This is a genomic window from Streptomyces chlorus, from assembly GCF_042655885.1.
In the GTDB taxonomy this organism is placed as follows: domain Bacteria; phylum Actinomycetota; class Actinomycetes; order Streptomycetales; family Streptomycetaceae; genus Streptomyces; species Streptomyces chlorus.
In genome coordinates this window covers 336,589-358,754 of sequence record NZ_JBHSOA010000009.1, presented here as the reverse complement: position 1 = coordinate 358,754, position 22,166 = coordinate 336,589, and the positions used below count along the sequence as shown (strand labels likewise).

23 protein-coding genes and 1 pseudogene are annotated in these 22,166 nt (G+C 67.7%); 18 read left to right on the top strand and 6 right to left on the bottom strand.

What is annotated here, in order from left to right:
* The first annotated feature begins 11 nt into the window (after positions 1 to 11).
* The 8 genes and pseudogenes from ACFPZI_RS06095 (at position 12) to ACFPZI_RS06060 (ending at position 7,200) form a co-directional block, all read left to right on the top strand.
* On the top strand, positions 12 to 1,352 hold the full coding sequence (locus ACFPZI_RS06095; protein ID WP_381359160.1) for an AAA family ATPase: 1,341 nt from the start codon (positions 12 to 14) through the stop codon (positions 1,350 to 1,352).
* Positions 1,306 to 1,938, top strand: coding sequence for an RloB family protein (locus ACFPZI_RS06090; RefSeq protein ID WP_381359157.1), 633 nt, complete (start codon positions 1,306 to 1,308; stop codon positions 1,936 to 1,938). The genes ACFPZI_RS06095 and ACFPZI_RS06090 overlap by 47 nt, the downstream gene beginning before the upstream one ends.
* Before the next feature lie 74 nt (positions 1,939 to 2,012).
* Complete coding sequence (locus ACFPZI_RS06085) at positions 2,013 to 3,281, top strand: hypothetical protein (protein WP_381359155.1); 1,269 nt, start codon at positions 2,013 to 2,015, stop codon at positions 3,279 to 3,281.
* Positions 3,282 to 3,327: 46 nt separating this feature from the next.
* A pseudogene (locus ACFPZI_RS06080) lies at positions 3,328 to 3,447 on the top strand (IS5/IS1182 family transposase); the annotation flags it as partial.
* A gap of 41 nt (positions 3,448 to 3,488) precedes the next feature.
* Complete coding sequence (locus ACFPZI_RS06075; protein WP_381359152.1) at positions 3,489 to 3,698, top strand: hypothetical protein; 210 nt, start codon at positions 3,489 to 3,491, stop codon at positions 3,696 to 3,698.
* Between the two features lie 552 nt (positions 3,699 to 4,250).
* Entirely contained in the window at positions 4,251 to 4,919 is a 669-nt protein-coding gene (locus tag ACFPZI_RS06070) for a hypothetical protein (protein WP_381359149.1), read from the top strand.
* 91 nt (positions 4,920 to 5,010) lie between these two features.
* A complete protein-coding gene (locus tag ACFPZI_RS06065) occupies positions 5,011 to 5,433 on the top strand; it encodes a hypothetical protein (protein ID WP_381359146.1) in 423 nt (140 codons plus the stop codon).
* 1,263 nt (positions 5,434 to 6,696) lie between these two features.
* Positions 6,697 to 7,200: a hypothetical protein gene (locus ACFPZI_RS06060; protein WP_381359143.1), complete on the top strand. Its 504-nt coding sequence runs from the start codon at positions 6,697 to 6,699 to the stop codon at positions 7,198 to 7,200.
* 230 nt (positions 7,201 to 7,430) lie between these two features.
* Here the strand turns inward: ACFPZI_RS06060 and ACFPZI_RS06055 are convergent, their stop codons facing one another.
* Positions 7,431 to 8,231 (bottom strand): hypothetical protein, encoded by an 801-nt coding sequence (locus ACFPZI_RS06055; protein ID WP_381359141.1) that lies wholly within the window; start codon positions 8,229 to 8,231, stop codon positions 7,431 to 7,433.
* A gap of 573 nt (positions 8,232 to 8,804) precedes the next feature.
* Here ACFPZI_RS06055 and ACFPZI_RS06050 point away from each other — a divergent pair.
* A complete protein-coding gene (locus ACFPZI_RS06050) occupies positions 8,805 to 9,365 on the top strand; it encodes a DUF3293 domain-containing protein (RefSeq protein WP_381359138.1) in 561 nt (186 codons plus the stop codon).
* A gap of 383 nt (positions 9,366 to 9,748) precedes the next feature.
* Here the strand turns inward: ACFPZI_RS06050 and ACFPZI_RS06045 are convergent, their stop codons facing one another.
* Positions 9,749 to 11,368: an IS1634 family transposase gene (locus ACFPZI_RS06045; RefSeq protein ID WP_381359135.1), complete on the bottom strand. Its 1,620-nt coding sequence runs from the start codon at positions 11,366 to 11,368 to the stop codon at positions 9,749 to 9,751.
* A 150-nt stretch (positions 11,369 to 11,518) separates the two neighbouring features.
* Here ACFPZI_RS06045 and ACFPZI_RS06040 point away from each other — a divergent pair, with 150 nt between their 5' ends.
* The 3 genes from ACFPZI_RS06040 to pglX all read left to right on the top strand — a co-directional run bounded on the left by ACFPZI_RS06040 (position 11,519) and on the right by pglX (position 14,455).
* Entirely contained in the window at positions 11,519 to 11,746 is a 228-nt protein-coding gene (locus ACFPZI_RS06040; protein ID WP_381359132.1) for a hypothetical protein, read from the top strand.
* A 27-nt stretch (positions 11,747 to 11,773) separates the two neighbouring features.
* On the top strand, positions 11,774 to 12,841 hold the full coding sequence (locus tag ACFPZI_RS06035) for a hypothetical protein (protein ID WP_381359130.1): 1,068 nt from the start codon (positions 11,774 to 11,776) through the stop codon (positions 12,839 to 12,841).
* 210 nt (positions 12,842 to 13,051) lie between these two features.
* Positions 13,052 to 14,455, top strand: coding sequence for a BREX-2 system adenine-specific DNA-methyltransferase PglX (gene pglX / locus ACFPZI_RS06030; RefSeq protein WP_381359127.1), 1,404 nt, complete (start codon positions 13,052 to 13,054; stop codon positions 14,453 to 14,455).
* A 74-nt stretch (positions 14,456 to 14,529) separates the two neighbouring features.
* Here the strand turns inward: pglX and ACFPZI_RS06025 are convergent, their stop codons facing one another.
* Positions 14,530 to 14,736: a DUF397 domain-containing protein gene (locus ACFPZI_RS06025; RefSeq protein ID WP_381359124.1), complete on the bottom strand. Its 207-nt coding sequence runs from the start codon at positions 14,734 to 14,736 to the stop codon at positions 14,530 to 14,532.
* Positions 14,733 to 15,611, bottom strand: a complete 879-nt coding sequence (locus ACFPZI_RS06020; RefSeq protein ID WP_381359122.1) for a helix-turn-helix domain-containing protein — start codon at positions 15,609 to 15,611, stop codon at positions 14,733 to 14,735. The genes ACFPZI_RS06025 and ACFPZI_RS06020 overlap by 4 nt, the downstream gene beginning before the upstream one ends.
* A 209-nt stretch (positions 15,612 to 15,820) precedes the next feature.
* On the opposite strand from ACFPZI_RS06020, the gene ACFPZI_RS06015 reads away from it, so the two are divergent.
* The 6 genes from ACFPZI_RS06015 to ACFPZI_RS05990 all read left to right on the top strand — a co-directional run bounded on the left by ACFPZI_RS06015 (position 15,821) and on the right by ACFPZI_RS05990 (position 19,700).
* Positions 15,821 to 16,867: a hypothetical protein gene (locus ACFPZI_RS06015; protein WP_381359119.1), complete on the top strand. Its 1,047-nt coding sequence runs from the start codon at positions 15,821 to 15,823 to the stop codon at positions 16,865 to 16,867.
* 128 nt (positions 16,868 to 16,995) lie between these two features.
* The gene (locus tag ACFPZI_RS06010) at positions 16,996 to 17,436 is read left to right on the top strand and encodes a DUF6281 family protein (RefSeq protein WP_381359116.1); all 441 of its coding nucleotides are present in this window, start codon (positions 16,996 to 16,998) and stop codon (positions 17,434 to 17,436) included.
* Positions 17,437 to 17,576: 140 nt separating this feature from the next.
* Complete coding sequence (locus tag ACFPZI_RS06005) at positions 17,577 to 17,858, top strand: type II toxin-antitoxin system Phd/YefM family antitoxin (RefSeq protein WP_381359114.1); 282 nt, start codon at positions 17,577 to 17,579, stop codon at positions 17,856 to 17,858.
* Between the two features lie 5 nt (positions 17,859 to 17,863).
* A complete protein-coding gene (locus ACFPZI_RS06000) occupies positions 17,864 to 18,145 on the top strand; it encodes a type II toxin-antitoxin system RelE family toxin (protein ID WP_381359111.1) in 282 nt (93 codons plus the stop codon).
* Between the two features lie 104 nt (positions 18,146 to 18,249).
* Positions 18,250 to 18,816, top strand: a complete 567-nt coding sequence (locus ACFPZI_RS05995) for an ATP-binding protein (RefSeq protein WP_381359110.1) — start codon at positions 18,250 to 18,252, stop codon at positions 18,814 to 18,816.
* Positions 18,817 to 18,833: 17 nt separating this feature from the next.
* The gene (locus ACFPZI_RS05990) at positions 18,834 to 19,700 is read left to right on the top strand and encodes an AAA family ATPase (RefSeq protein WP_381359107.1); all 867 of its coding nucleotides are present in this window, start codon (positions 18,834 to 18,836) and stop codon (positions 19,698 to 19,700) included.
* Positions 19,701 to 19,773: 73 nt separating this feature from the next.
* Here ACFPZI_RS05990 and groL read toward each other — a convergent pair whose 3' ends face one another.
* Positions 19,774 to 21,393 (bottom strand): chaperonin GroEL, encoded by a 1,620-nt coding sequence (gene groL, locus ACFPZI_RS05985; RefSeq protein ID WP_381359104.1) that lies wholly within the window; start codon positions 21,391 to 21,393, stop codon positions 19,774 to 19,776.
* Between the two features lie 117 nt (positions 21,394 to 21,510).
* Positions 21,511 to 21,819 carry a co-chaperone GroES gene (groES, locus tag ACFPZI_RS05980; protein WP_381359101.1) on the bottom strand — a complete coding sequence of 103 codons (309 nt, stop codon included), beginning with the start codon at positions 21,817 to 21,819 and terminating at the stop codon, positions 21,511 to 21,513.
* Positions 21,820 to 22,166: the final 347 nt, after the last annotated feature.

The window sequence follows — 22,166 nt, the reverse complement described above, 5'->3', positions numbered from 1 at the left end:
AGGGGGTGTTCATGCTTCTGAACTTCAGGGTGGCCAATCACCGCTCGATCCGCGAGGAGCTGGAGTGGCAGCTTCAACCGGTGTACGAGGGGGACCGGCCGCCGGGCACCGCATGGGAGGCGGTACCGGTCGCGGGCATCTTCGGTTCGAACGCGGCCGGCAAATCGAACATCGTCGACGCGCTGCGCTACATGGCGGAGATGGTGAACCGCTCGCATCTCCTGGCGGAGGACGGCGAGGGCGTGAGCAGACAGCCGTTCCTTTCGGACGTCCGGGAGACGGACTCGTCCTGGTACGTCGCCGACCTCCTGGTGCGCGGGATCAGGTACGTGTACGGCTTCGAGGTGGACGACGAGTGTGTCGTCGGCGAGTGGTTATACACCTACCCGGAGGGACGCAGGCGGGTGGTGTTCGAGCGGACCGGGGACGACCTCCGTGTCGGCAGTTCGCAGGACCGGCACAAGGAACTGCACACGGTCGCCGACGTGACGGCTCCCAATGCGCTGTTCCTTTCGGTGGCCGCCCGATCGAAGAGGGTCACGGACGTCGTCTACCCGGTGTACCGGTGGTTCCGGAGCGACCTGGTGTTTGGCGGCTCCTTGACGAATGGGCCGATGCACCGCGCGCTGATGCTCAGGAACCTCGCACGTCGACTGGACCGACAGGGAGAGCCCGCCCATCTACGGGACCTGTTGCGCGTCGCGGACCTCGGTATCGAGGATTTCCGCGTGGAGACGGTCGAGGAGGAGCTGTACTCGTCGCGGTCCGTCCCCCGGGGTGCCGAAAAGGACACGCTCTTCGACATGCCGAGGCCCCACCGACGGACACGCCACGAACTGCTGTTGAGGCACACCGGTAGGAACGGTCCGTTCGAGGTGCCGCTGGACGCGGAGTCCGCCGGTACGCAGGCGCTGGTGGAGTACGCGTTCACGCTGGAGGGGGTGGCCCGTCGCGGTGGCACCCTGGTGGTGGACGAGCTGGGCAGCAGCCTGCACCCGCGGCTCAGCGCGTTCCTGGTCGGTCTCTTCCAGGACCCGGAGCGCAACCCGAGGGGCGCTCAGTTGCTGTTCACCAGTCATGACGTGAGCCTGCTGGGCCGCAGGGCCGGCGAGGACATCCTGAAGCGGGACCAGATCTGGTTCGTGACGAAGAACGAGTTCGGGGAGAGCTCGCTGTATCCGCTGTCCGACTTCCGGCCGCGCCAGGACGAGAACCGGGAGCGGCGCTATCTCGATGGAAGCTACGGCGCGGTGCCCATGATCGACGACACGTTCACGCTGGCGATCGCCGGGCGGGGGGAAACGAGTGGCGAGGGATCCGAAACGGGACGGGCGGAAGACTCCGAGGCGTGAGTCCACGCTGCGCCGCAGGCCGGCGTACCGGGATTCGTTACCGACGATCCTGGTGGTGTGCGGGGCGAGGAACACCGAACCGGCTTATCTCAGAGGCCTTTTGAGAGTGGTCGACAATCGTGCCGTGGATGTCCGGGTCAAGGTCTGTCCGCAGGATCCGGTATCCGTGGTCCGGCACGCGGCGGGTGAGCGCAGGCGCGCGGGCGACCACTATTCCCACACCTGGTGCGTCCTGGATGTGGATGACTTCGCGCATCTCGACGAGGCGCTGCGGCTGGCCCACAGTGAGGGCATCGACGTCGCCCTGTCGAACCCGTGCTTCGAGCTGTGGCTGCTGCTCCACTTCCGCGACCACCGCGCTCCGGTCAACGGCTTCCGGCAGGCCGAGCGGCACCTCGTCCCTCACCACCGCGGGTACAGCAAGGCCGCGGACAGGTTCGCCTTCGACCTTTACCGGGAGGCCTGGCCGCAGGCAGTGGAACGGGCGCGGGCGCTGGCGAAGCCGAGTGAGGAGCACAAGAGGAACCCGTCGACCGGAATGTGGCGCTTGGTCGAGCACATCGTGCCGGCGTATCCGCAGACCTGAGCCGTACTCGTCTTCAGACCCTGCCGCGGCTGAGGGAGAATCGGGACGGCAGGGCCTCCAGGGAATGGGCGGACATGAACGTCGGTGAAGAGCTTCTCGGCAAGAGGATCATCAAGACCCACCCGCCTCGTGACGGCATGCAGCTCGTCCGGCTGGAGTCGGTCGCGATCTTCATCTGCTCGCAGTGCACCTCGGAAAAGACCGCACGCCTTGTCGCCGTCCGCGGTGTCTCTCTCCTGTGCAACGGCTGTTACGGACGCATGCGTGCCTCGGCTGCGGAGAGCGATCAGCAGGCGCGGAAAAGCACCGGTGGGTCGTCGGCGGCCTCCACGTCTCCGTCTGCGGTCGCGGATAATCAGGTGTCGCCCCTTCAGGCCGAGGGTCTCGCGTGGGTCGTCGTAGAGGAACGTGCCAGTGGGCTGCCCTACTCGGTGATCAACACCGGGCGCACCGTCGAGTGGAAGTTCCACGTGCGTGCCGAGCATCTCCTGCACGGCATGTGCCCCGTGCCGGCCGAGATGGCCGACCGGGCCTCCCCTCATGAGCCGCTGGACCTCATATTTCTGCAGGGGCGTCACCGCATCAGGGTCCTGGACGAGCAGGAGGGGGCCAGGCTCCGGGTGGAGGGCGCTGAGCCACTGCTGACAGGAGTGACGTGGCAGCCTTTCGTCCTCCCCGGAACGCGTGTGTCGGTGCGGTGGGAGACGTGGGGGAAGCTCCGTCTGGCCTTCACCCCGCTGGACAAGCCCGTGGTCTTCGGCGGCACCGTGGTCCGCTACGCGTACGACCCGAGGATCATGACCCGTGAACTCGCGGCGTTCGATGCCCGCGTGGACCGGGTGGAGGAACTCGTGCTGAACGCACTGCGTGAGCTCGGGTACCTCGACGAGAAGGGCCGGGCCCTGCTCCCGCAGGAGGCGTTGCTCCGCAACACCATCGAGCGTGCGCAGACGGAACGGCCTCCGACGAAGAAGATCCATGGGGCGATCGAACGGTTGCTCTCGCGCGGGGTCCTCACGTGGGAGCAGGGCAGCGTCAACGGCGCATCCGTGCTGCACTGTCCCGCACGAACCGGAGAGACACCGGTTCCGCTGCTCTGCTACGCCCCGATGCTACGGGTGGCGGAACGCGAGGATCTTCGGGAAGGGGCGACCGGCGCCGCATACGGCACGAGCGCCCATCGCGTCTCGGGGCACCTGATGCGCATCGGCCACCTCGGCAGATCAGCGAGCCCCGAGGCGGAAGCCGCCTACCGGGAGGACCACAGGAGAGCCGGCCTGGCCGGGCCTCACGAGCTGCCCCGCGGCTACACCTACGTTCGTGAGCACGAGCGGGGGATGTAGGCAACCTGCGTTCAAGTGCTCGGAGGGCGGCACTGGCATGTGTCCGGTGGCCCGGCTCGCCGGCTGCCGCCGCCTCCACCGTCGCTACGGGCGCAAAGCCGAGCACTTTCTCGCCTTCACCAGCATCGTCTGCACCCTCATCTGCTTCCGCAGGCTGAAGACGTAAACGCACACTCAACACACCGTTAACTACAGCACCATGACGCAGTGAGCAGATCATCCGAGTATGCGCGGAACGCGGCCCGTTTTTGGAACGAGCACCACCAAGCCCCCTTCCCCGCCGGCCTACGAGGCGCCGAGTTCGCCGAAACGGACATGGTGCTGCTGGACGCCGAGACCGCCGGCTGCATCTTCGCCTTTCTCGGACTGGCCGCAGCCCTCTGCCGCCACAGACGGCTCCTCACACTGACCATGTAGGGCACGGTCTCAGTGAACAAGCTCGGTGGAGAGGGCGACGCCGGTGTCGATCTCGTTTGCACTCCAGCCGGTGATGTCCAACAGCAGGACGGTGACCGGGATTGCGCCGCCAGACTCGACAACGGCGACTGTGCCGACCGGACAAACAGGGCAGCGGGACAGACCGGCCGGGCAGGCGTGCCGACGGCATGCGGCCGCCGCCTTCAAAAGGCGGGATTCACTGCGGCAAGTTTCCGAATCAACAACCTACATTCCCCTGAGGGGAATTTGAGGTTTCCCACCATGAAGATCGGCCATTCCATTTTGCAGATTTGCCCGATTTGAGCGACTGGAAGAGCCCCGATGAGGAATTAGGTGCCCGTTGCCCGAATTACACCCTCAGGCGATTCCGGCCACCCGTTAAAAATGTCTGCCCACCGAGACCGGAGCTGGTTAGTGTCCATCTCGCCTCCAGGAGTCCTGGAGGCGCGGGCACTCCCCGACGCACACGGTTTCCAGGCCATGAGGTGCGCCGGATGATGTGCCCGCACCGGCCAGCGAAAGGACATGCTAGTGAAGTTCAGACTTGCCCGCATCAGCGCAGCCACCGCTCTCGTGGTGCTCACCATCGGCACCGGCGCGCCGCACGCCATTGCCTCTGCGGCAAGCGAGGACCTGCCGACCGACGAGGTTCTCGTCGGTGTCGAGGTCGAGGGCCAGGAGCTTGATGAGGACCTGCCCATCCCGGGTGAACCCGAGGACACGGTTGTGCCGGACGTGGACCTGCCCGACAAGGAACCGGATAACCTGCCGCACGGAATCGAGTGCAAGCCCGGTTGGTTCTTCAAAATCACCGAGAACAAGAAGAACACCATGTCCGTCAAGTACAACACCTTCGCCGAGAACACGTCGTCCCGGAGTCTTAGTTTCAAGTTCACCTCCAAGAAGTCCGGGACGACCGAGGTCGGAGGGTCGGTAACCCTCAGCAGTGAGGTGAAGGTCGCGGTTCTCGGCTCGATCAAGGCGGAAATCAACGCCAACGCCAAGAAGAGCTGGACCTCAGAAATCGGCGTCGAGATCTACGGATCGATTCCCGCGAAAAGCATAGTGTACGGCGATTACGGGATCTTGAAGGAGAAGGTCTACGGATACAAGTACTACCGTGGCAGCGCCTGCCAGAAGGCCAACAAGCAGAACATGACCGTTTGGGCCCCCTACCGCGAAGGCTGGCGTGTCAGCTAGCCCCCCGCGCCCGGCCCTGACACAGGGCCGGGCGCCCCGCCCTCACTCTCGGGAGACCCCGTTGCGTCGCTCTACCCTGACCGTTGCCGTCGTGGCCACGTTGTTCCTCGTCGGAGGCTGCTCCGACGAACCCGAGGCGAAGCGTCCGGGCCCTGCCGGTCCGACAGCTTCCTCGGACCAGCCCACACGGACACCTGCCACACAGTCACCCGGCCTGGACCTGCCCGGGAACGCGCAGATCCTGGTAGCCGAGACCACTGGCAACAAGGACCAGGAACTGCCCGAATTCACCTCGGAGGAAGGTGCCTACACCGTCTACGCAGTGTGTGAGGGCAAGGGCAAGGTGTCGATCCTGAACCGAAACAGCAGCAACGCCCATCCGGTCGCTTGTGGCGGGGTCCCCACCGTGGGCGTAATCTATGCGGACAAGAAGGCCCAGCACCTCAAGATCCAGGTGGTCGGCGATACTTCCGTCTGGAAGATCGCGGTGATTTCCGGAAACCACCAGTCCTGAGATGGCCTTTGCCGGGGTTTCACGATGGCCCGGGCCTGGCCCGCGCCCTGCGTATCTCGCAGGCGCCGGTCGGGGGTACACAACTGCTGGTCCAGTACCTCGTTTTGGTGCACATGGGCACGCTTGAGTGAACGGCGTGACGTTCCGTGGGTGTGCCTGGCTGGGTGCGCGTAACGCACTCGGTGCGATCTGGAACGCCGGGTGTGGCGTCAGCAGTCGGGGCCCCCGTTCCACCAGAGAGATGGTTCGGGGCCTCCCCGTCGCCTCTGGCCACACCCACATGACCAGGTCGTAGGGATTCCGCCCACCTGGGACGGACCGCATACGTGATATGCGTCGCCGCCCAGGACGCGAAAGCGGAGGACCAGTGCGCCCAAGACCGTTCGGGGCGTGCCGGAGAGTCAGGACTCACCCCTGCTCACTGCCCAGGAACGGTCCGCCCCGACAGCAGGGTCCGGGCAGCCGGCTGGGGCTGTCCTCCTCGGTCCTGACGAGTACCGGTTCGCTCTACGCCGCCGCGCAGGGCCGCATCGCCGAGGGCAGGGATCCGCGTGAGGTGCTGTCCGCGCGGCTGGGCGAGGCCCGCCGCCGGGGCGGTTTCGTGGCCCTGACCTTGAAGGGTGCCGAGCTGCCGGGAACCGCGCGGGCACTGGCGGAGCGGTTCGAGGTGACCGATGTCCCGCTGAACACCCTGTTCTCCGTCTCCGGCTCGGCTCGCCCGGCCGGGAACGTGAGGGACCGGCCGACGGTCTGTGCACGGGATTCCTCGGCCCGGGCCGACGGCGTGCCGGTCACGGAGGCGGCCCGGGGGAGGGTGACGGCGGTTCAGCCCGCGGGTTCCGGTTCGTCCGTCCGGCCGGCCGGTGAGGGTGCCGGTGTCGCGGAGCCGGTACAGGTCCGTCGTGAGCTTGGCCCGTGCCGCTGTGTTCCGTGTGGACCAGCAGTGCGCGCAGGCGCCGGAGCTCCTCCTGCTGCCGGGAAAGCCGCTTCGTGGCTCCGTTCCGCTTGTCGTCGGTCTTCACCGGCGGCTTACCGAGCCGACCGCTCCCATGGTTGCCGACCGCATCCCCCATGGCACTGATCCACGCGTACGGCGGCCTGCCGTCCGCCACCCTCCCAGGGCCGCTGTCCCCCGTATGGACCGTCGAACAGGAATCGGCCATTCCTGGATCCGGAACCCGCCGTACGGGAACGGCGGGTTCGAGTTCGCTCTCCTGACATGCAGGCTGAAGCCGACCAGTCAGCTCATGCTCAGGGGGGCTCATGCGTACCAGGGGGCACAGACGCATCATCGCCGCAGCCGCGACCACGGCCGTGGCGGCCGCTCTGGTTGTCGCATCCGGCTGCTCGTCCCAGGGCGATGAAGACCCCCCTGCGGTTTCGGCACCCTCATCCCCGGTATCGACGTCCTCCGAGGGGGCCCGCGAGACCGTCGAAGCCTATGTGCAGGCTCTCAACTCCCGCAGCGCCGCCGGGCTGATCTCGGTCGGGGGCGTCAAGGACGAGAAATGGTCTCGGCAAGAGGCCGAGCAGATTCTCGCCGACCGGGGCGGACAAGGGTGGAAGGTCAAGGACGTGCAGATCCAGCACGACATGGGCCCGGACGTCGGCTCAGCCCGCCTCCTGGCCGAGGACAAGGCGGGCAAGCCCCTGCAGGACACCTTCACCGTCACGCGGGAGAAGGGCACCTGGCATCTGGTGGTCTTCACGAACCAGCCCGTCGCGCCGGGCAAGGAATCCTCTTCGACCGACAAGCCGCATTCCTGACCGCCCCGTTGTGGTGGCCTGAGCCGACAACCCGGCCCAGGCCACCACCACACAGGACACCGCGGACCGGATGGCGGGGCTCATCCGCTACCGGACGGAACCGGGCTTGGTGCCCTGCGACCTCGTTCCGCTCGCCTTCGTCGCACCACCAGGACGGGTGGTGCGGGATCAACCGTCTGACCAGCATAAATGACGGTTTCCGCCTGGTGAAGGGCTTTGCGGCTGCCGTGTCAGTCAGCCAGAAGAAGGACGTGGCAACGCAGCCAGTCGACCATCCACTCGCCTTCGACCTTGTAACCGGCGTCGCGGTACACCTGCTCGGCCACACGCTCCAGCAGGCTGCGCAGCCCCTCCAGGGTTCCGGTGTCCCGCGCCCCTCCGCCGGGTTCCGGCACGGGCTCGTGGTACAGCACGTGCTGTTCTCCCCCACGCGTCCCCACGACCTGGACGGTGTGGGCGTCGCCGTCGTTCTCGACCGAGATGTGGTAGCGGATCTCGCCTGATTCCCCGTCCAGGTCGTCACCGGAGGGATCGATGTCCTCGACTTCGTCCAAGGGGTTGGTGACGTCGTTGTCGCACATGAGCCACCGGAGGCGCCACGACCCGTTCGTGTCCCACCTCTCCGTGTCCAGCTTCCTCCGGGCGACCTCGGTGAGGAGGGTGAGGTCCCGGAGCGACCATGGGTGGAAGTCCGGCGGGAGTTCGCCGCTCAGGTCATAGGACGGGTCCGCGCCCATCCCTCCGGCGTAGGCGTTCACGATGTCCAGGACGCAGACCTCGTCGTCGTCATCGACGTCCGCCTCGACCCGACGGTTGTCCACCTTCGCGTAGCGCTCCTCGCCGATCTCGCAGGTCCAGCCGAGGCCAGGCATGCCCTCACACGTGCAGGCGTCCGTCTCCTCGACCGTCTCGGCCTTTGTGGACGCGGAGGTCGGCTCCTCGCTCGGAGAGGGGGCGGACCGGAACGAATTGAGGCAGACCGCCTCCAGTCCCGCTCGTCCGACACGGCTGTTGTTCAGCCACTCGGGCACCTCTTCGTCCATATCGACCGCACGCGCCTGCAGAGGCCGGTCCGCGCTGCGGTAGAAGGCGATGTCGCAGGGGATGGCGAGCCACTGCTCGAAGGTCTCTTCGGTCCCCCCCCCCCCCCCCCCGGCCGGCCGAGGCCGCTCGTCTCGGCTGTGCGGAACAGTTCCCGAGCGGCAGCGAGGTCGACGACCGGCAAGCCCGCGCGGCCTGGCTCCGTCTCGGAGGGGACGGGCATGTCGGGCAGCCTCCCGGAGTCGATGGACCCCGGTAGCGCGCTGCCGCACCCCGGTGATTTGCGCTTGCCCGCGCACTTCGCGCGGGTCGGTCGTCACCCCACCCGGGGCAGCTCACACCGGGCGTGATGCCGTCCAGCCAGGCTTTGACGCTGGACCACAGGACCGGACGGCAAGTTGACACTCGCACCGATATTCCACAATATCTCCACAACCCCCTTGCTTCGGGGCCGGAGATCATGAAATCTTGCGGCTGATGACCGATGCCCCGTGATTCCGTGGGGCGAGTACCGATCTCCCTGCACGAGGTGTAAGGGGGTCTTCGTTCCACAGGAGGCCCTTGTGCACGCTCCCGACGCAGCCGGTGCGCCCCTCAACTGGGATCTCTACCGGGCGGCAGTCCTCGTCATCCGGTTCGAGGACCGAGCCGTTCGAGTCGAACCACGCCCTCGGGGCACGGCCGAGGGTTTCTTCCCGGAACCGGCCGACGGCGCCACCGTCCATGTGATCACCGCCTGGAACCCCCGTGGCCGTACCGCGCCGGCCGACACCAACAACCGTGCGCAGGGCCTTCTGCTCGACGAGATCCGCCGTCGTGGTCTCACCTGGTGGCCCGCGGAGGGAGGCGATGCGTGTGGCACACATCGGGAGGAGAGCATCGCTGTCGTCGGCCTGAGCGATGCCGCGGCGCGTGACCTGGGACGTGGTTTCGACCAGGACGCGGTCTTCGCCTGGACCCCCGACGCCTGGCACGTCCTGGCCTGCGACACCGACGCCGCGGCGGTGAGCGGATGGGCGGCATCCGCGCAGGCCCGGCCGTCACCGTCTCGTCCGGGTGGCAACTCCGGGAACGACCGCCCGGACACCCCGCCGGAAGGCAGCCGAGGTCCGGGCAAGAGCTGACGCGGGCAGGAGAAGAGCAATGGGCATGTATCCCATGCGCACCCCGGATCACTGTCCCCGCTGCGGCAGGCGTCTCACCGGTCCACCGGCCGAGAGGGTCGGAGCCGATGGCTTACCGGCCGAGGTGACCTACGCGACGGACCCCGTGTGCGGTGCGCGATGGCACGTGTGGGACAAGACGTCCCCGCTGCGCCGCCTGGCCCGCCCGTATGTGGACGGCACGGGATGACGTCGCGGAGTGTGCGGTACCGGCCACCCGATGGCCACGGCCAGTGCGGTCGGGCTGACAGGATGGGACGGCGGGCCTTGGGGGGTTCGCCGGGAAATCGGTGCATCCGCGACGATCGCGGGGCCGGCTAGCCGGTGACTTCGCACATGGGGGTTTAGGTCTCCAGCCAACGGGGGCGGGTTTCGTCGATGCCGAGGAGTTCGAGCAGGTGTGCTTGGACTCCTCGGTTGATGAGGATGGCGGGTGGGCCGGTGGCGGTGCCGGGTCGGAGCATGAGGCTGTCGAGGTGGTAGAGGATCATGCGTCCGGTGGGGCGGACCCTGCGGTTGTCGGGGTAGAGGCCGCTCATGGTCTGCTCGGGGCCGAGGGCTTGGCGTGCTTGGCGTTCGATCAGGCAGAACACCAGCAGGGCCAGGCAGATCACGGTGATCAGGGCCGCGATGCGGCGGTTGTGTTCCAGGAAGATCGGTGCGACGGCCAGGGGGCCTTTGACGTCGTGGTAGCGGCGCTCGACCACTCCTTGGCCCTTGTAGCGGCGCAGGACCTCGGCCGCGTCGGCCTGCTGCGGGGTGAGCCGGGTGACCAGCGCATACCAGCCGTCGGCGGCGGCCTCGGTGTCCAGGACGTCCTGGTCGAAGTGCCATTGCAGGGCGGGGCGCCCGTCGGGGGCGGTGGTGACGGTGGTGTGCAGGCAGTTCGCGACGCGGCGGGTCTTGGCGATCACGCCGATGCGGGCCTCGACCTTCGCCGCGGTGTTGTAGTAGCGTCCGCCGGCCGAACGCCGGAGCTTGTCCAGGTCTTCCGCCGCCCTGGCCAGGCGCTTGGCGCGGGCGGCCTGCTGTCCCTTGGCGTTGCCGGTGGAGTGGACCAGGATCCTGCGCAGCCGGTGCACGGGGTCGTTCTTGCGTGACCCGGGCATGACGTGGACGTCCTCCAGGACCCGGTAGGACTCCCGTTGGCCGGCGGGTGTGTTCCGCTCGCGGTCACGGTCGTTGACGTAGTCGACCAGCTGGGCGGAGGCCACGTCCAGGGCGGCGTAGAGGCCCGCCTTCACCTGGGCGGCCGGGAGCGGGGCCACGAAATCGACCTTGGCGTCCAGCAGTGCGGTGATGTTCGGGTAGGACACCAGCTTGGAGTCCGCGACGAGCAGGAAGTCCTTGCGGCCGGCCATCTTGCGCAGGGCCTTCATCGCGCCGACGACCTGCGCGACCTCGCCCGCCCCGCCGTCGTAGACACGGTGGAACACCGGGACGCCGCCGTCGCGGGCAACGGCCAGCCCGGCCTGGATCTGCTTCAGGTCCACCCGGCGGTCCTTGGGGTGGCCGTATTTGACCTGTGGGAAGGCATCGTCCTGGTCGTCGTAGGCGCCGAACATGGACATGCTGGTCATGTCCCAGTGGATCTGCGCAACGTCGATCCCGAACTTGGCGATGGCCTGAGCGCCGACAGAGCCCGTGATCTCGTCCAGGTGCGGGGCGATCGCGTCCAGCGCGCGGGCGAGCCGGTCGTCGTTGAGCAGGTCCGGGTCGGCGCCGAAGACTTCTTCCACCGCCCACGTGCGGGCCCAGTCCCCGACCCGGACCATCGCCGTCGGCGAGGACAACCGGTTGGCGACCAGCACCTCGATGACCTGCCCGTGAGTCAGGTGCGCGACCTCGCGGACCGGGCACAACTCGTCGATGATCCCGGCCACGTCCAGCCGGCGCAGAAACTCGGCAGAGGCGGGCAGAGCGCCCAGACGCCTCTCCACCACGGGAGCGAACTCCACCGTCATCCGGGGACGCTGGACCCGTGAGCGACGCGAACGAGATATCGGCATGCCCCACTCAACGACCGGCACCCCATCGAGGTACCGGTCGCATCGTCAGTTCATCCGAATCGGTCATGTGCGGAGGATGGGGCTAGCGGGATGTGAGGTGCGGCTGTGACGGTGACCGCTGAGGGGACGCAGGGGGCGGGGTCCGCGCTGGACCGGACGCGGCTGCTGAAGGATCTCCAGGCGCAGGCGCGTCTGCTGGAGGACGATCTCCGCAAGCGGACGGACGACGAGCCGGAGTTCCGGGACGCCCTGCGGGTCGAGTACGACAAGGCCGTCGCGGCGGAGCGTACAGCGGCCATGTACGAGACGTGGCGGGACGACCGGGTCGTCTAGATCGCCGCCGCGTGGGTGCCGGCCTGCGTGTTCGTACGGTTCAGCGAGGACAACGGGCTGATCGCGGACCCGTGGCTCTCCGGGCCCGGCGAACGGCTCGCGGAGGCGCAGGACCGGCACGACGCGTACTTCCGGGCGAACCCGTCGAAGAACGACCGGGACTGGCTGCTCGACTCCTTCGACGCGCTGGCCAAGTCGCACCGGACGGTGGCCGGGCTGTTCGACCGCACCCACAACCCGCTGTACGAGGTGACGCCCTCGTACGACGCCTGCTATCGGCAGTATGCGTTGTCGGTGCCGTTCGCTCAGCGGATCTTTGAGTTGGGGATCAGGGCGGGGGGTGACCATCGGGATGGGGGGTTCAGCGGGCTGATTACGGCTAACTCCTTTATGAAGCGGGGGTTCGGGAAGAAGCTGATTGAGGAATTCTTTCCAAGTGTTCAGCTGACGCATGCGATCGATACGTCCGGGGCGTTCATTCCGGAACATGGGACGCCGACCGTGATTTTGGCGGGGCGGAACCAAATGGCTCGGCAGAGTGATTTTGTGCGGGCTGTGCTGGGTGTGCGGGAAGAGCCGAGTCAGCCAAAAAATCCTGAGAACGGGCTCGTATGGCAAGCGATCACGACACAAGTAGGAACGCCCGGGAGTGAGCCCGAGTGGGGATCTGTTGAGGACGTGGAGCGTGCACGCTTGACGGATCACCCATGGTCTCTCTCCGGAGGCGGCGCTGCAGATCTCATGCTACGACTACGTCCAGATTCGGGCAGGCTTGGCGATCGAGTGATCCGTATCGGTTTCTACGGAATGACACACGCTGACGACGCCATGCTCGCCCCGAGTGGATCCTTCGAACGCCACCAACTGGAGTGCGAAGCTCACGCTTCCCTGGTGGCGGGGGAAGACGTACGAGACTGGCACCTTGATGCCCCTAATGAAATCTTCCACCCCTACGACTCCTCGAAAAAATTGCTGCCGATCGAAAAATTCCCTAATTTCTCACGCTTCCTGTGGCCCGCCCGAACAGAACTCGGAAATCGCGCCACCTTCCGTGCTGGCAATTACTTCATCGACAATCGCCCTTGGCGCGAATGACATCAGCTCCCCAAGGACGAGGAAGTCGCCCTCCGGTCGATCTCCTTCAGCTTTGTGGCGACACATAATCACTTCGTACTGGACCGGGGCGGCAAGGCTTTCAAGCAGTCCGCGCCCGTGATCAAGCTGCCAGAAGGAACCAGCGAAGAGCAGTATCTAAATCTGGTGGGGGTTTTGAACTCCTCCACTACGTGTTTCTGACTCAAGCAAGTGAGTCAGGGAAAGGGTGGCAGCGGCGTCGGATGCGGTATCAAGGATGAGGCATGGGAGGAACGCTACGAGTTCACGGGCACCAAGCTCCAGGAGTTTCCGCTCCCCGGACAGCTTCCCCTCGCCCTCGGCCGCGAGCTCGACACCCTCGCCCAGGCATCGGCTCAGCACGCCCCCTCCATCCTCACCCGCAACGCCCTTCCCACCCGCGCAGCCTTGGACGACGGCCGCCAGGTGCAGGAGCAGACCCGCGCGCGGATGATTGCTCTCCAAGAGGAGTCGGATTGGACCGTCTACGGAGCGTACGGGCTGCTCACCGCTGACGAGGCCGCTCGGACCACCGTGCCGGATATCGACACCGGTCTTCCCGAAGTGGCCCTCGGGCAGAGGGCGTTCGAGATCGTGCTCGCGCGAAGCGGGGCCGAGACGGCGTGGTTCGAGCGGCATGGGTCTACCTCAGTCACCGAAATCCCTACCCACTGGCCGGATGCCTACCGCAAGGTCGTCCAGGCCCGGATCGACCTCATCGAGGCCAACAAGGACATCCGCCTCATCGAGCGCCCCGAGTACAAGCGCCGCTGGTCCACTGAGCCCTGGGAGAAGCGGGAAGCCACCGCTCTCCGTAACTGGCTGCTCGATGCTGCCGAGCGGGAGGAGTTGTGGTTCGAGGAGCGGGACGGGTTCACCGTGCCTCGGCCACTCACCGTCAACCAGCTCGCCGACGGACTGCGCCACGACGGCGACGTCCAGGCCGTTGCCGAGTTGTACGCCGCTGACCACCTCGGCAAGCGCGACGCCTCCCTCGCCACCGCCCTCGCCGCCGTCATCGAGGCCGAGCACGTGCCGTATCTCGCCGCCCTCCGCTACAAGGACTCCGGTCTGCGCAAGCGGGCGCAGTGGGAGCAGGTCTGGGAGCAGCAGCGCGAGGAGGACCGGACCGGGCAACGGCTCGACATCAAGGTGCCGCCGAAGTACACCGGCGCGGACTTCCTCAAGCACTCCTACTGGTCCCACCGCGGCAAGCCCGACGTGCCCAAGGAGCGTTTCATCTCCTACCCCGGCGCCTCCCTGGAGTCGGACACCTCCCTGCTCCTCGGCTGGGCCGGCTGGAACCACCGCGACCAGGCCGATGCCCTCGTGGGACTCGTCCGCAGCCGCGTCGAGGACGGCGGCTGGGAGAAGAAGGACCCCCGACTCGTACCGCTGCTCGCCGGGCTGCGGGAAGTACTGCCCTGGGTGCACCAGTGGCACGGCGAGTACGACGAGGAGTGGGAGGGCAACCCCGCCGAGGAGTTCCAGTCCGCTCTCGACTCGGGCCGCGCGGACGCGGAGCTGTCCGAGAACGACCTCGTCGCCTGGCGCCCCGAGAAGAAGACGCGCGGACGGCAGAAGAAGAGTGAGTGACTGACCTGCACCCATGAGGGAGGGGCGGGTCGGAAGCCAAGTCTCGGCTTCCGACCCGCCCCTCCCTCTTCAGATCAATCGCGCGCTGTCATCCGTACGAACGCCGCCCATTGGTCGGCACCGACGGTCAGAAACGCATCGCCGGGCCGCTTGGAGTCGCGGACCAGCACGGCCGTACCGGCGTCCGCGACCTCGACACAGTCGCCGCCGCTGCCTGAGCTGTAGCTGCTCTTGAACCAGCTCAGCTCACCAACGGCAGGCTCGGGGCTGCTTGCCTTCATAGCTCTCCCAACAGCTTCTGGATGAAGGCCAGGGATTCCCTGGGAGTCAGCGCCTGCGCTCGGAGTACGCCGTACGTCGCTTCCAGCGGACTGACCTTCTTGGGCACGGTGTACAGGATGCTCGCCTCCTGCACCTCCATGTACCCAATCCTGCGCTGGTCCGGGAGATGGATCAACGTGAATGCCCCACCAAGTCCCGCATGCTCCAGGCGCTCTGTCGGCATGACCTGCATCTCGACATTGCGTTCGTGCCCGAAGAGCAGCAGTTGCTCCAGTTGTTCACGCAGTACTTGGTGACTGCCAACAGGGCGGAGCAGGACCTGTTCCTCGATGACGAAGCTCAAGAGCGGGGCAGGACGCCGGGAGAACAGTTTCTGCCTCTCCAGCCGTGCGGCCACGCGCTGCTCGATGATCTCTTCGCTCAGCAGCGGGCGCCACATGGTGAAGACGGCTCGCGCGTACTCCTCCGTTTGAAGAAGCCCTTTGACCACGTGGTTGTCGTAGGCGTGCAACTCAGCAGCTTGCGACTCCAGTTCCGCGTACCGCCGGAAGAACGACGGATACCGAGCCTTCGCCACCTCCTCCTTCATCGCCATCAGGACGCCCCGCGCACCCACCGCCCGGTCCACCGCGTCGATCAGCTCGGGCTTCGGAATGCGCCGCCCCTGCTCCACCGCCGCGATCTGCGCCTCGCCGTACCCGACCTGGCACCCCAACTGCGCCTGCGTCAGGCCCGCCACCTCACGCAGCAGCTTCATCTGGCGCCCGAAGCAGCGCAGGAACTCCCCGTTCGAGTCGGCGCCCTCGCCGCTCACACCCGCATCCGCACCCGACTCCATCCCATCGCCCCCTCGGCACATCCAGCGCTCGGTCATCCGTGATCGCACGCTAGGACGCGCAGGCTTCCCCCACACCGAAACCAGCACAAGTTGCGACGAACGGGTGAACCTCCCACAAGAGCTTTCTTCACTCAACGCATCCACACGCACACGTTCCGTGCGGTACCGTCGCAACAAATCGGCCCCCGCAACGGTTACCGCCGTTCGCGAGGGCCTGGACCACCAGTGGAATCGAGCCTCCACCCGTGATTTACCGGCACCATATCGCGCCCCCGCGCGCCTTCACCCAGCTCTCGCACGAGATCATCCGGCACCCGCGTCTGACCTCCGACGCCGTGCGTCTCCTGACCTGGCAACTGTCCCTCCCCCAGGGAGCGCGCGAGTCCCTGTCGCACACCGCCGAACGCGCCCGTATCGGCGGGTGCGCCTTCACCCGGGCCAAGCGTCAGCTCAAGGACGAGGGCTTCGTGCACGAGCGGCGCGTCCAGGGGCCCGGCGGCCGCTGGGCCACCCAACAGCTTGTCTCCAGCACCCCGTTGAGCGCGGCCGAGGCCGTCAAGCTCCTCGCACGGACGCCCGTGGGCGCCGCCGGAGAAACGACCACCGAGCGGGTATCGCCGCAGCTCGCACCGGGTCCCCGGATTCCGGCCGTCGGTGAGCCGACCACCCCGCCCACCGACGGTCATCCAAAGAAAGACTCATGGGAGAACACCTCCCACCGACCCCCCGAACCCCCCGGCCCGGCAACGGAGACGGAGACCGAGACGGCGACGGCGACGGCGACGGCGACGGCGACGGCGACGGCGGAAGCAGAATCACAGCCGGACACGACCGTCCCGCCCCTCCTCGAAGAGGCCCGCGACCTCGTCTCCGCCTACCCCCACCTCTCCCCCGCCCTCCACCACATCCCCCGCGCCATGCACGCCGAACTGACGGACCTCACCGCCCGCTGGCTCGCCGCCGGGCACCCGGCCACCGCCGTTCGCCTGCACATCCTGCGCGGCCTCCCCGACGACGGCAGCACCGTCCACCGCCCCGGCGGCCTGCTGCGCTACCTCCTGCGCGACGTAGCGCCCGTACCGCCCGTACCGACGAGGACGGGTTCCGCGCCGGAAGCAGCCCCACCACCCGGAGGAGCCTCCCCCGAGCAGCCCTTCGAACCCCGCCTGTCCGCCCGTCTGGCGGGCGCACGCGAGTGCGCGGGCGACCACATCCAGCCCACCCTCTTCCGGCCGATCACCGACGAAGCCCTGTGCCGGGACTGCACGGCCCGCTCCGTACCGCCGAGGTGAGTCGCACCGTTCGGGCCAGGACCGGGGCATCGACTCGGCACTCGAACGAACAGGGCCTCCGCTCCGTCGGTACTCATGAGGCCGAACGCGGCTTCGGGCCGGGGCACGTCGGCATGGGGCACGTCGGCATGGGGCACGTCCTGGCCCTCCGCAGCATCCACCAGGAGGACTCCATGAACCGGTCGGGGCGAACCACTCGCATGCTTCTGCTGGCAGCCATGGTGATGTCGGCTGTGGCCTGCACATCGGGCAGCAGCGACGGAGGCGAGCAGGCGGCGTCCTGCGCCTACCGGGTCCTGTACCAGGACCGCACGTACCGGGACGTCGCGAACGTGGAGTTCACGGCGGGCGAGAAGCTCGGTCCCGCCACCATCCCGCCGTGTGACGACACCGGTGGCCAGGACGAGGGCGAGCAAGCCGGGGAGACAACGACCGTCTACAAGGTGGACGGCATCTCTCCCGAGGTGGCCGTCGCAGTCGGGGACGCTCCCGGCGATGTCATCTTCGTGGCCGCCCACTTGGGCGACAAGCTCCCCCCGGAGATACGGAAACTGATCGACGGGCCCTGACGCCGGCCGTGGGACGCCGCCGGCCGAAGGCAAGGACCTGGGCAGGGCGGCCGAGGACACCGAGGGAACAGCGCCGACACGTACCGCGGCCACCCTCGGGTACGCCTACCGAGTTCATGTACATCTGTTACATTCATGGCATGAGTGAACCGGTAGTCGAGTCCATGGCCGAGGTCCGCAGCCACCTCGCCGATGTCATCGACCGTGCCCGTCGCGAGGAAACACCGACGATCATCACGCGGCGCGGCAAGCAGGAAGCCGTAGTGATCGACATCCAGGAGTACCAGCGGCTGCGCCGACTCGCGGAGGACGCCGAGGAGGCATGGCTCAACCGGCTGGCCGACGAGGCCGAGTCCGAAGGCACCGCCGGGTCGGTCTCGCTGGAAGAGATGGCCGCCATGCTCCGTGACCAGCAGGGCTGACTCCCATGGGGTACCTCACGCGCTTCACCCCGCACGCCCAGCGGGACATGCTCAAGATCCCGCGCCCCGACGCCCTGCGCATCCTGCACCGCCTGACCGAACTCCAGAGAGCGATGGATGCGGGGGACACGGCAGCGTTCGACGTCAAGGCCCTCAGAGGGCACAACGCCCGGTGGCGGCTCAGGGTCGGTGACTACCGGGTGGTCTACACCGTCGAGGGCGGTCGGCTCATCGTGTGGGTCCTGACCGTGGGCAACCGCCGCGAGGTCTACCGTCAGGTTCCGTAAGGAGCCCCGACGATTCCGACACCCTCACCCGCCGCCCCTACAGAGCGCCGCCGTGGGGGCGTCGAACCTGGTGAAAGGGCTGTTGCCACGGGATCTTCGGGGGCATGACGAGTTCCCCCCGGCGGCAGCGACCGGCCGCTTCCGCCCTCCTCTTCGCCGAGCAGAGGGTCTTCACCCTCCGCTTCTCCGCCACCCCGCGCGGTGCCCGGCTCGCCCGGCGCCTCGCCTCCCAGCAGATGGACGCCTGGGGCTGGGCCTACGGCAGCCCGGTGCACGACACCGTCGAGCTGGTCGTGGCCGAGCTGGCCGCCAACGCCGCCACCCACGGCCGGGTCCCCGGCCGGGACGCCGAGCTGCGGCTGACGGCCGAACCCGGCAGTGGGCTCGTACGGATCGAGGTGAGCGACGCGCGGGGGGAACGGCAGCCGCGGCCGGAGACCGGTGACACCGAGGCGGACGGAGGAAGGGGCCTGCTGCTGGTGGCCGCTCTCACCGACGCCTGGGGAGTCGTCGAACGGCTCGGCGGACCCGGCAAGACGGTGTGGGCCGTGATCAGCGCCAAAACGGACGCCGTACCGGTGGGTGACGACAGGTCACCGGACCCGTTGACGCGGTTCCTCGGGACATATGCTGCTGACGGCGCTGACCCGGCCGGAGCACGAACCGGCTGAACCGCCGGGGAGGACGGATGCTCACACGGCTCGAGGTCGACGGATTCAAGAACCTCCTGGACCTGGCAGTCGAACTCGGCCCGTTCACCTGTATCGCGGGCGAGAACGGCACGGGCAAATCCAACGTCTTCGACGCCATCCAGTTCCTGAGCCTGCTCGCCGACCGGTCGCTGATGGAGGCCGCCCAGGAGGTCCGCGGCACCCATGGCGAGCGCCACGGCGACGCGCGCGACCTCTTCTGGAACGGTTACGACCGGGGGACGCACCGGATGCGGTTCGCGGCGGAGACGCTGGTCTCGCCGGAGGCGGTGGAGGACGACTTCGGGCGGCCGGCAGTGCCGACGACGTCCTTCCTCCGCTACGAGCTGGAACTCGGCTACCAGCCCCCGAAGGGCGCGGAGAAGATCGGCAGGCTATCGCTGCTGCACGAGAGCCTGCGGCACATCAAGCAGGGCGACGCGCGGGCCCGGCTGCGCTTCCCGCACTCCAAGGCACGGTTCCGGGACGCGGTCGTCACCGGGCGGCGCTCGGGCGTCTCCTACATCTCCACCACGGTGGAGGGCACCGAGTCCGTGATCCGCATCCACCAGGACGGAGGCAGCCGCGGCCCGCCGCGGCCCGCGGCGGCGTCCCGGGCCCGGGCCACCGTCGTGTCGACGGTCAACACCAGTGGCGACCCGACCATCCTGGCGGTACGCCGGGAGATGCAGTCGTGGCGGCGGCTCGCCCTGGAACCGTCGGCGCTGCCTGCCCCCGCGGCTCGCGGAGGCCACCCTCGCCGCTCGGCTGGGCGACGCCGAAGGGGCACGGGCGGCCCTGGCGGAACCGGTCCGGTTCCTGCTGCGCCAGGACGGCTGACAGCTTGGCTCACGGCTGAGGGCTGACGGCTGACGGCTGACGGCACGGGGAAGGCCCCCGCTCCGGGACCGGAGCGGGGGCCTTCTACGAGCGCGTCACTCAGTGGGAGTGGCCGTGCCCACCGGCAGCCGGCTCCTCCTCTTCCTTCTTCTCGACGACCAGGGTCTCGGTCGTGAGGAGGAGGGAGGCGATGGAGGCGGCGTTCTCCAGGGCGGAGCGGGTGACCTTGACCGGGTCGATGACGCCGGCCTTGATCAGGTCGCCGTACTCGTCGGTGGCGGCGTTGAAGCCGCTGCCCTTCTCGAGCTCGGCGACCTTGGAGACGATGACGTAGCCCTCGAGGCCGGCGTTCTCGGCGATCCAGCGCAGCGGCTCGACGGCGGCGCGGCGGACGACCGCGACACCGGTGGCCTCGTCGCCGGTCTTGCCGAGGTTGCCCTCGAGGACCTTGACGGCGTGGACGAGCGCGGAGCCACCACCGGAGACGATGCCCTCCTCGACCGCGGCGCGGGTCGCGGAGATGGCGTCCTCCAGACGGTGCTTCTTCTCCTTCAGCTCCACCTCGGTGGCGGCGCCGACCTTGATGACGCACACGCCGCCGGCCAGCTTCGCGAGGCGCTCCTGGAGCTTCTCGCGGTCCCAGTCGGAGTCCGTGGACTCGATCTCGGCCTTGATCTGGCCGACGCGACCGGTCACGTCCTCCTTCTTGCCACCGCCGTCGACGATCGTGGTGTCGTCCTTGGTGATGGTGACGCGGCGGGCGGAGCCCAGCACGTCCAGGCCGACCTGGTCGAGCTTGAGGCCGACCTCCTCGGAGACGACCGTGGCGCCGGTGAGGACGGCCATGTCCTGCAGCATCGCCTTGCGGCGGTCACCGAAGCCGGGGGCCTTGACCGCGACGGCGTTGAACGTGCCGCGGATCTTGTTGACGACCAGGGTCGACAGGGCCTCGCCCTCGACGTCCTCGGCGATGATCAGCAGCGGCTTGGAGGAGTTGGCCTGGATGACCTTCTCCAGCAGCGGCAGCAGCTCGGCGATGGAGCCGATCTTGCCCTGCGTGATGAGGATGTACGGGTCGTCCAGGACGGCTTCCATGCGCTCCTGGTCCGTCACGAAGTACGGCGACAGGTAGCCCTTGTCGAAGGCCATGCCCTCGGTGAAGTCCAGCTCCAGACCGAAGGTGTTGGACTCCTCGACGGTGATGACACCGTCCTTGCCGACCTTGTCCATCGCCTCGGCGATGAGCTCGCCGACCTGCTGGTCCTGGGCGGACAGCCCGGCGACGGCGGCGATGTCGGCCTTGTCGTCGATCGGGCGGGCCGAGGCGAGCAGGTCCTCGGAGACCGCGGCGACCGCGGCGTCGATGCCCTTCTTGAGGGCGGCCGGGGAGGCGCCGGCCGCGACGTTGCGCAGGCCCTCGCGGACCAGGGCCTGGGCCAGCACGGTCGCGGTGGTCGTACCGTCACCCGCGATGTCGTTGGTCTTGGTCGCCACCTCCTTGACCAGCTGGGCACCGAGGTTCTCGAACGGGTCCTCGACCTCGACCTCGCGGGCGATCGTGACACCGTCATTGGTGATGGTGGGGGCGCCGAACTTCTTGTCGATGACGACGTTGCGGCCCTTGGGGCCGATCGTCACCTTCACCGTGTCGGCAAGCTTGTTGACGCCGCGCTCAAGGGCGCGACGGGCGTCCTCGTCGAACTTCAGGATCTTCGCCATGGCAGCGGGAGCCCTCTCGGAATTCTGGGGTGAAAAAACACTGCGCCCCGGGCCCCCGGCTCAGTAAGCGTGTCGGGACCAGGGGCGCAGTTCGGAGCAAATCTGCTACGAGGTGACTTACTTCTCGATGATCGCGAGAACGTCGCGGGCCGAGAGGACGAGGTACTCCTCGCCGTTGTACTTCACCTCGGTGCCGCCGTACTTGCTGTAGAGCACGACGTCGCCGACCGACACGTCGAGTTCGACGCGCTTGCCGTCCTCGATACGGCCGGGGCCGATGGCCAGGACAACGCCCTCCTGGGGCTTCTCCTTGGCCGTGTCCGGAATGACCAGGCCCGAAGCCGTGGTCTGCTCGGCGTCGAGCGGCTGGACCACAATGCGGTCCTCGAGCGGCTTGATGGCAACCTTGGAGCTGGCGGTCGTCACGATCCGACCTCCCCCTTCGGAGATCTCACGGGGTTAACTGTCTGAGGTGGCGACCAGGTGGATCCGTCGTCGCGGGTGCCGGACCTGCCCGTCGCTGTGTTGGCACTCTCCAGGGGGGAGTGCCAGAACTGAGACTATGACCGCGATTAGCACTCGGTCAAGCGGAGTGCCAATTCACTGCGTGGCGTCGCCGGGGTTCCTGGGTACGTCAGTCCGAGAATTCGGCCTGTATTCGAGTGGCCGTCGCCTGAGAGCTGCCGCCCCCGGACCTCCGTTTCGGCCTGAACGGCCTCGTCCTCGATCTCCCCCGGGCTCTACGAGCAGGGGGTGCCCCCCGGACGGACCCA

What these genes read in the sequence shown, in the direction of transcription:
- ACFPZI_RS06095 (WP_381359160.1), top strand. Translation starts at nt 12, where the DNA reads ATGCTTCTGAACTTCAGGGTGGCCAATCACCGCTCGATCCGCGAGGAG.
- ACFPZI_RS06085 (WP_381359155.1), top strand. Translation starts at nt 2,013, where the DNA reads ATGAACGTCGGTGAAGAGCTTCTCGGCAAGAGGATCATCAAGACCCAC.
- ACFPZI_RS06060 (WP_381359143.1), top strand. Translation starts at nt 6,697, where the DNA reads ATGCGTACCAGGGGGCACAGACGCATCATCGCCGCAGCCGCGACCACG.
- ACFPZI_RS06045 (WP_381359135.1), bottom strand. Translation starts at nt 11,368, where the DNA reads ATGACGGTGGAGTTCGCTCCCGTGGTGGAGAGGCGTCTGGGCGCTCTG.
- ACFPZI_RS06025 (WP_381359124.1), bottom strand. Translation starts at nt 14,736, where the DNA reads ATGAAGGCAAGCAGCCCCGAGCCTGCCGTTGGTGAGCTGAGCTGGTTC.
- ACFPZI_RS06020 (WP_381359122.1), bottom strand. Translation starts at nt 15,611, where the DNA reads ATGACCGAGCGCTGGATGTGCCGAGGGGGCGATGGGATGGAGTCGGGT.
- ACFPZI_RS06010 (WP_381359116.1), top strand. Translation starts at nt 16,996, where the DNA reads ATGGGGCACGTCCTGGCCCTCCGCAGCATCCACCAGGAGGACTCCATG.
- ACFPZI_RS06005 (WP_381359114.1), top strand. Translation starts at nt 17,577, where the DNA reads ATGAGTGAACCGGTAGTCGAGTCCATGGCCGAGGTCCGCAGCCACCTC.
- ACFPZI_RS06000 (WP_381359111.1), top strand. Translation starts at nt 17,864, where the DNA reads ATGGGGTACCTCACGCGCTTCACCCCGCACGCCCAGCGGGACATGCTC.
- ACFPZI_RS05995 (WP_381359110.1), top strand. Translation starts at nt 18,250, where the DNA reads ATGACGAGTTCCCCCCGGCGGCAGCGACCGGCCGCTTCCGCCCTCCTC.
- ACFPZI_RS05990 (WP_381359107.1), top strand. Translation starts at nt 18,834, where the DNA reads ATGCTCACACGGCTCGAGGTCGACGGATTCAAGAACCTCCTGGACCTG.
- groL (WP_381359104.1), bottom strand. Translation starts at nt 21,393, where the DNA reads ATGGCGAAGATCCTGAAGTTCGACGAGGACGCCCGTCGCGCCCTTGAG.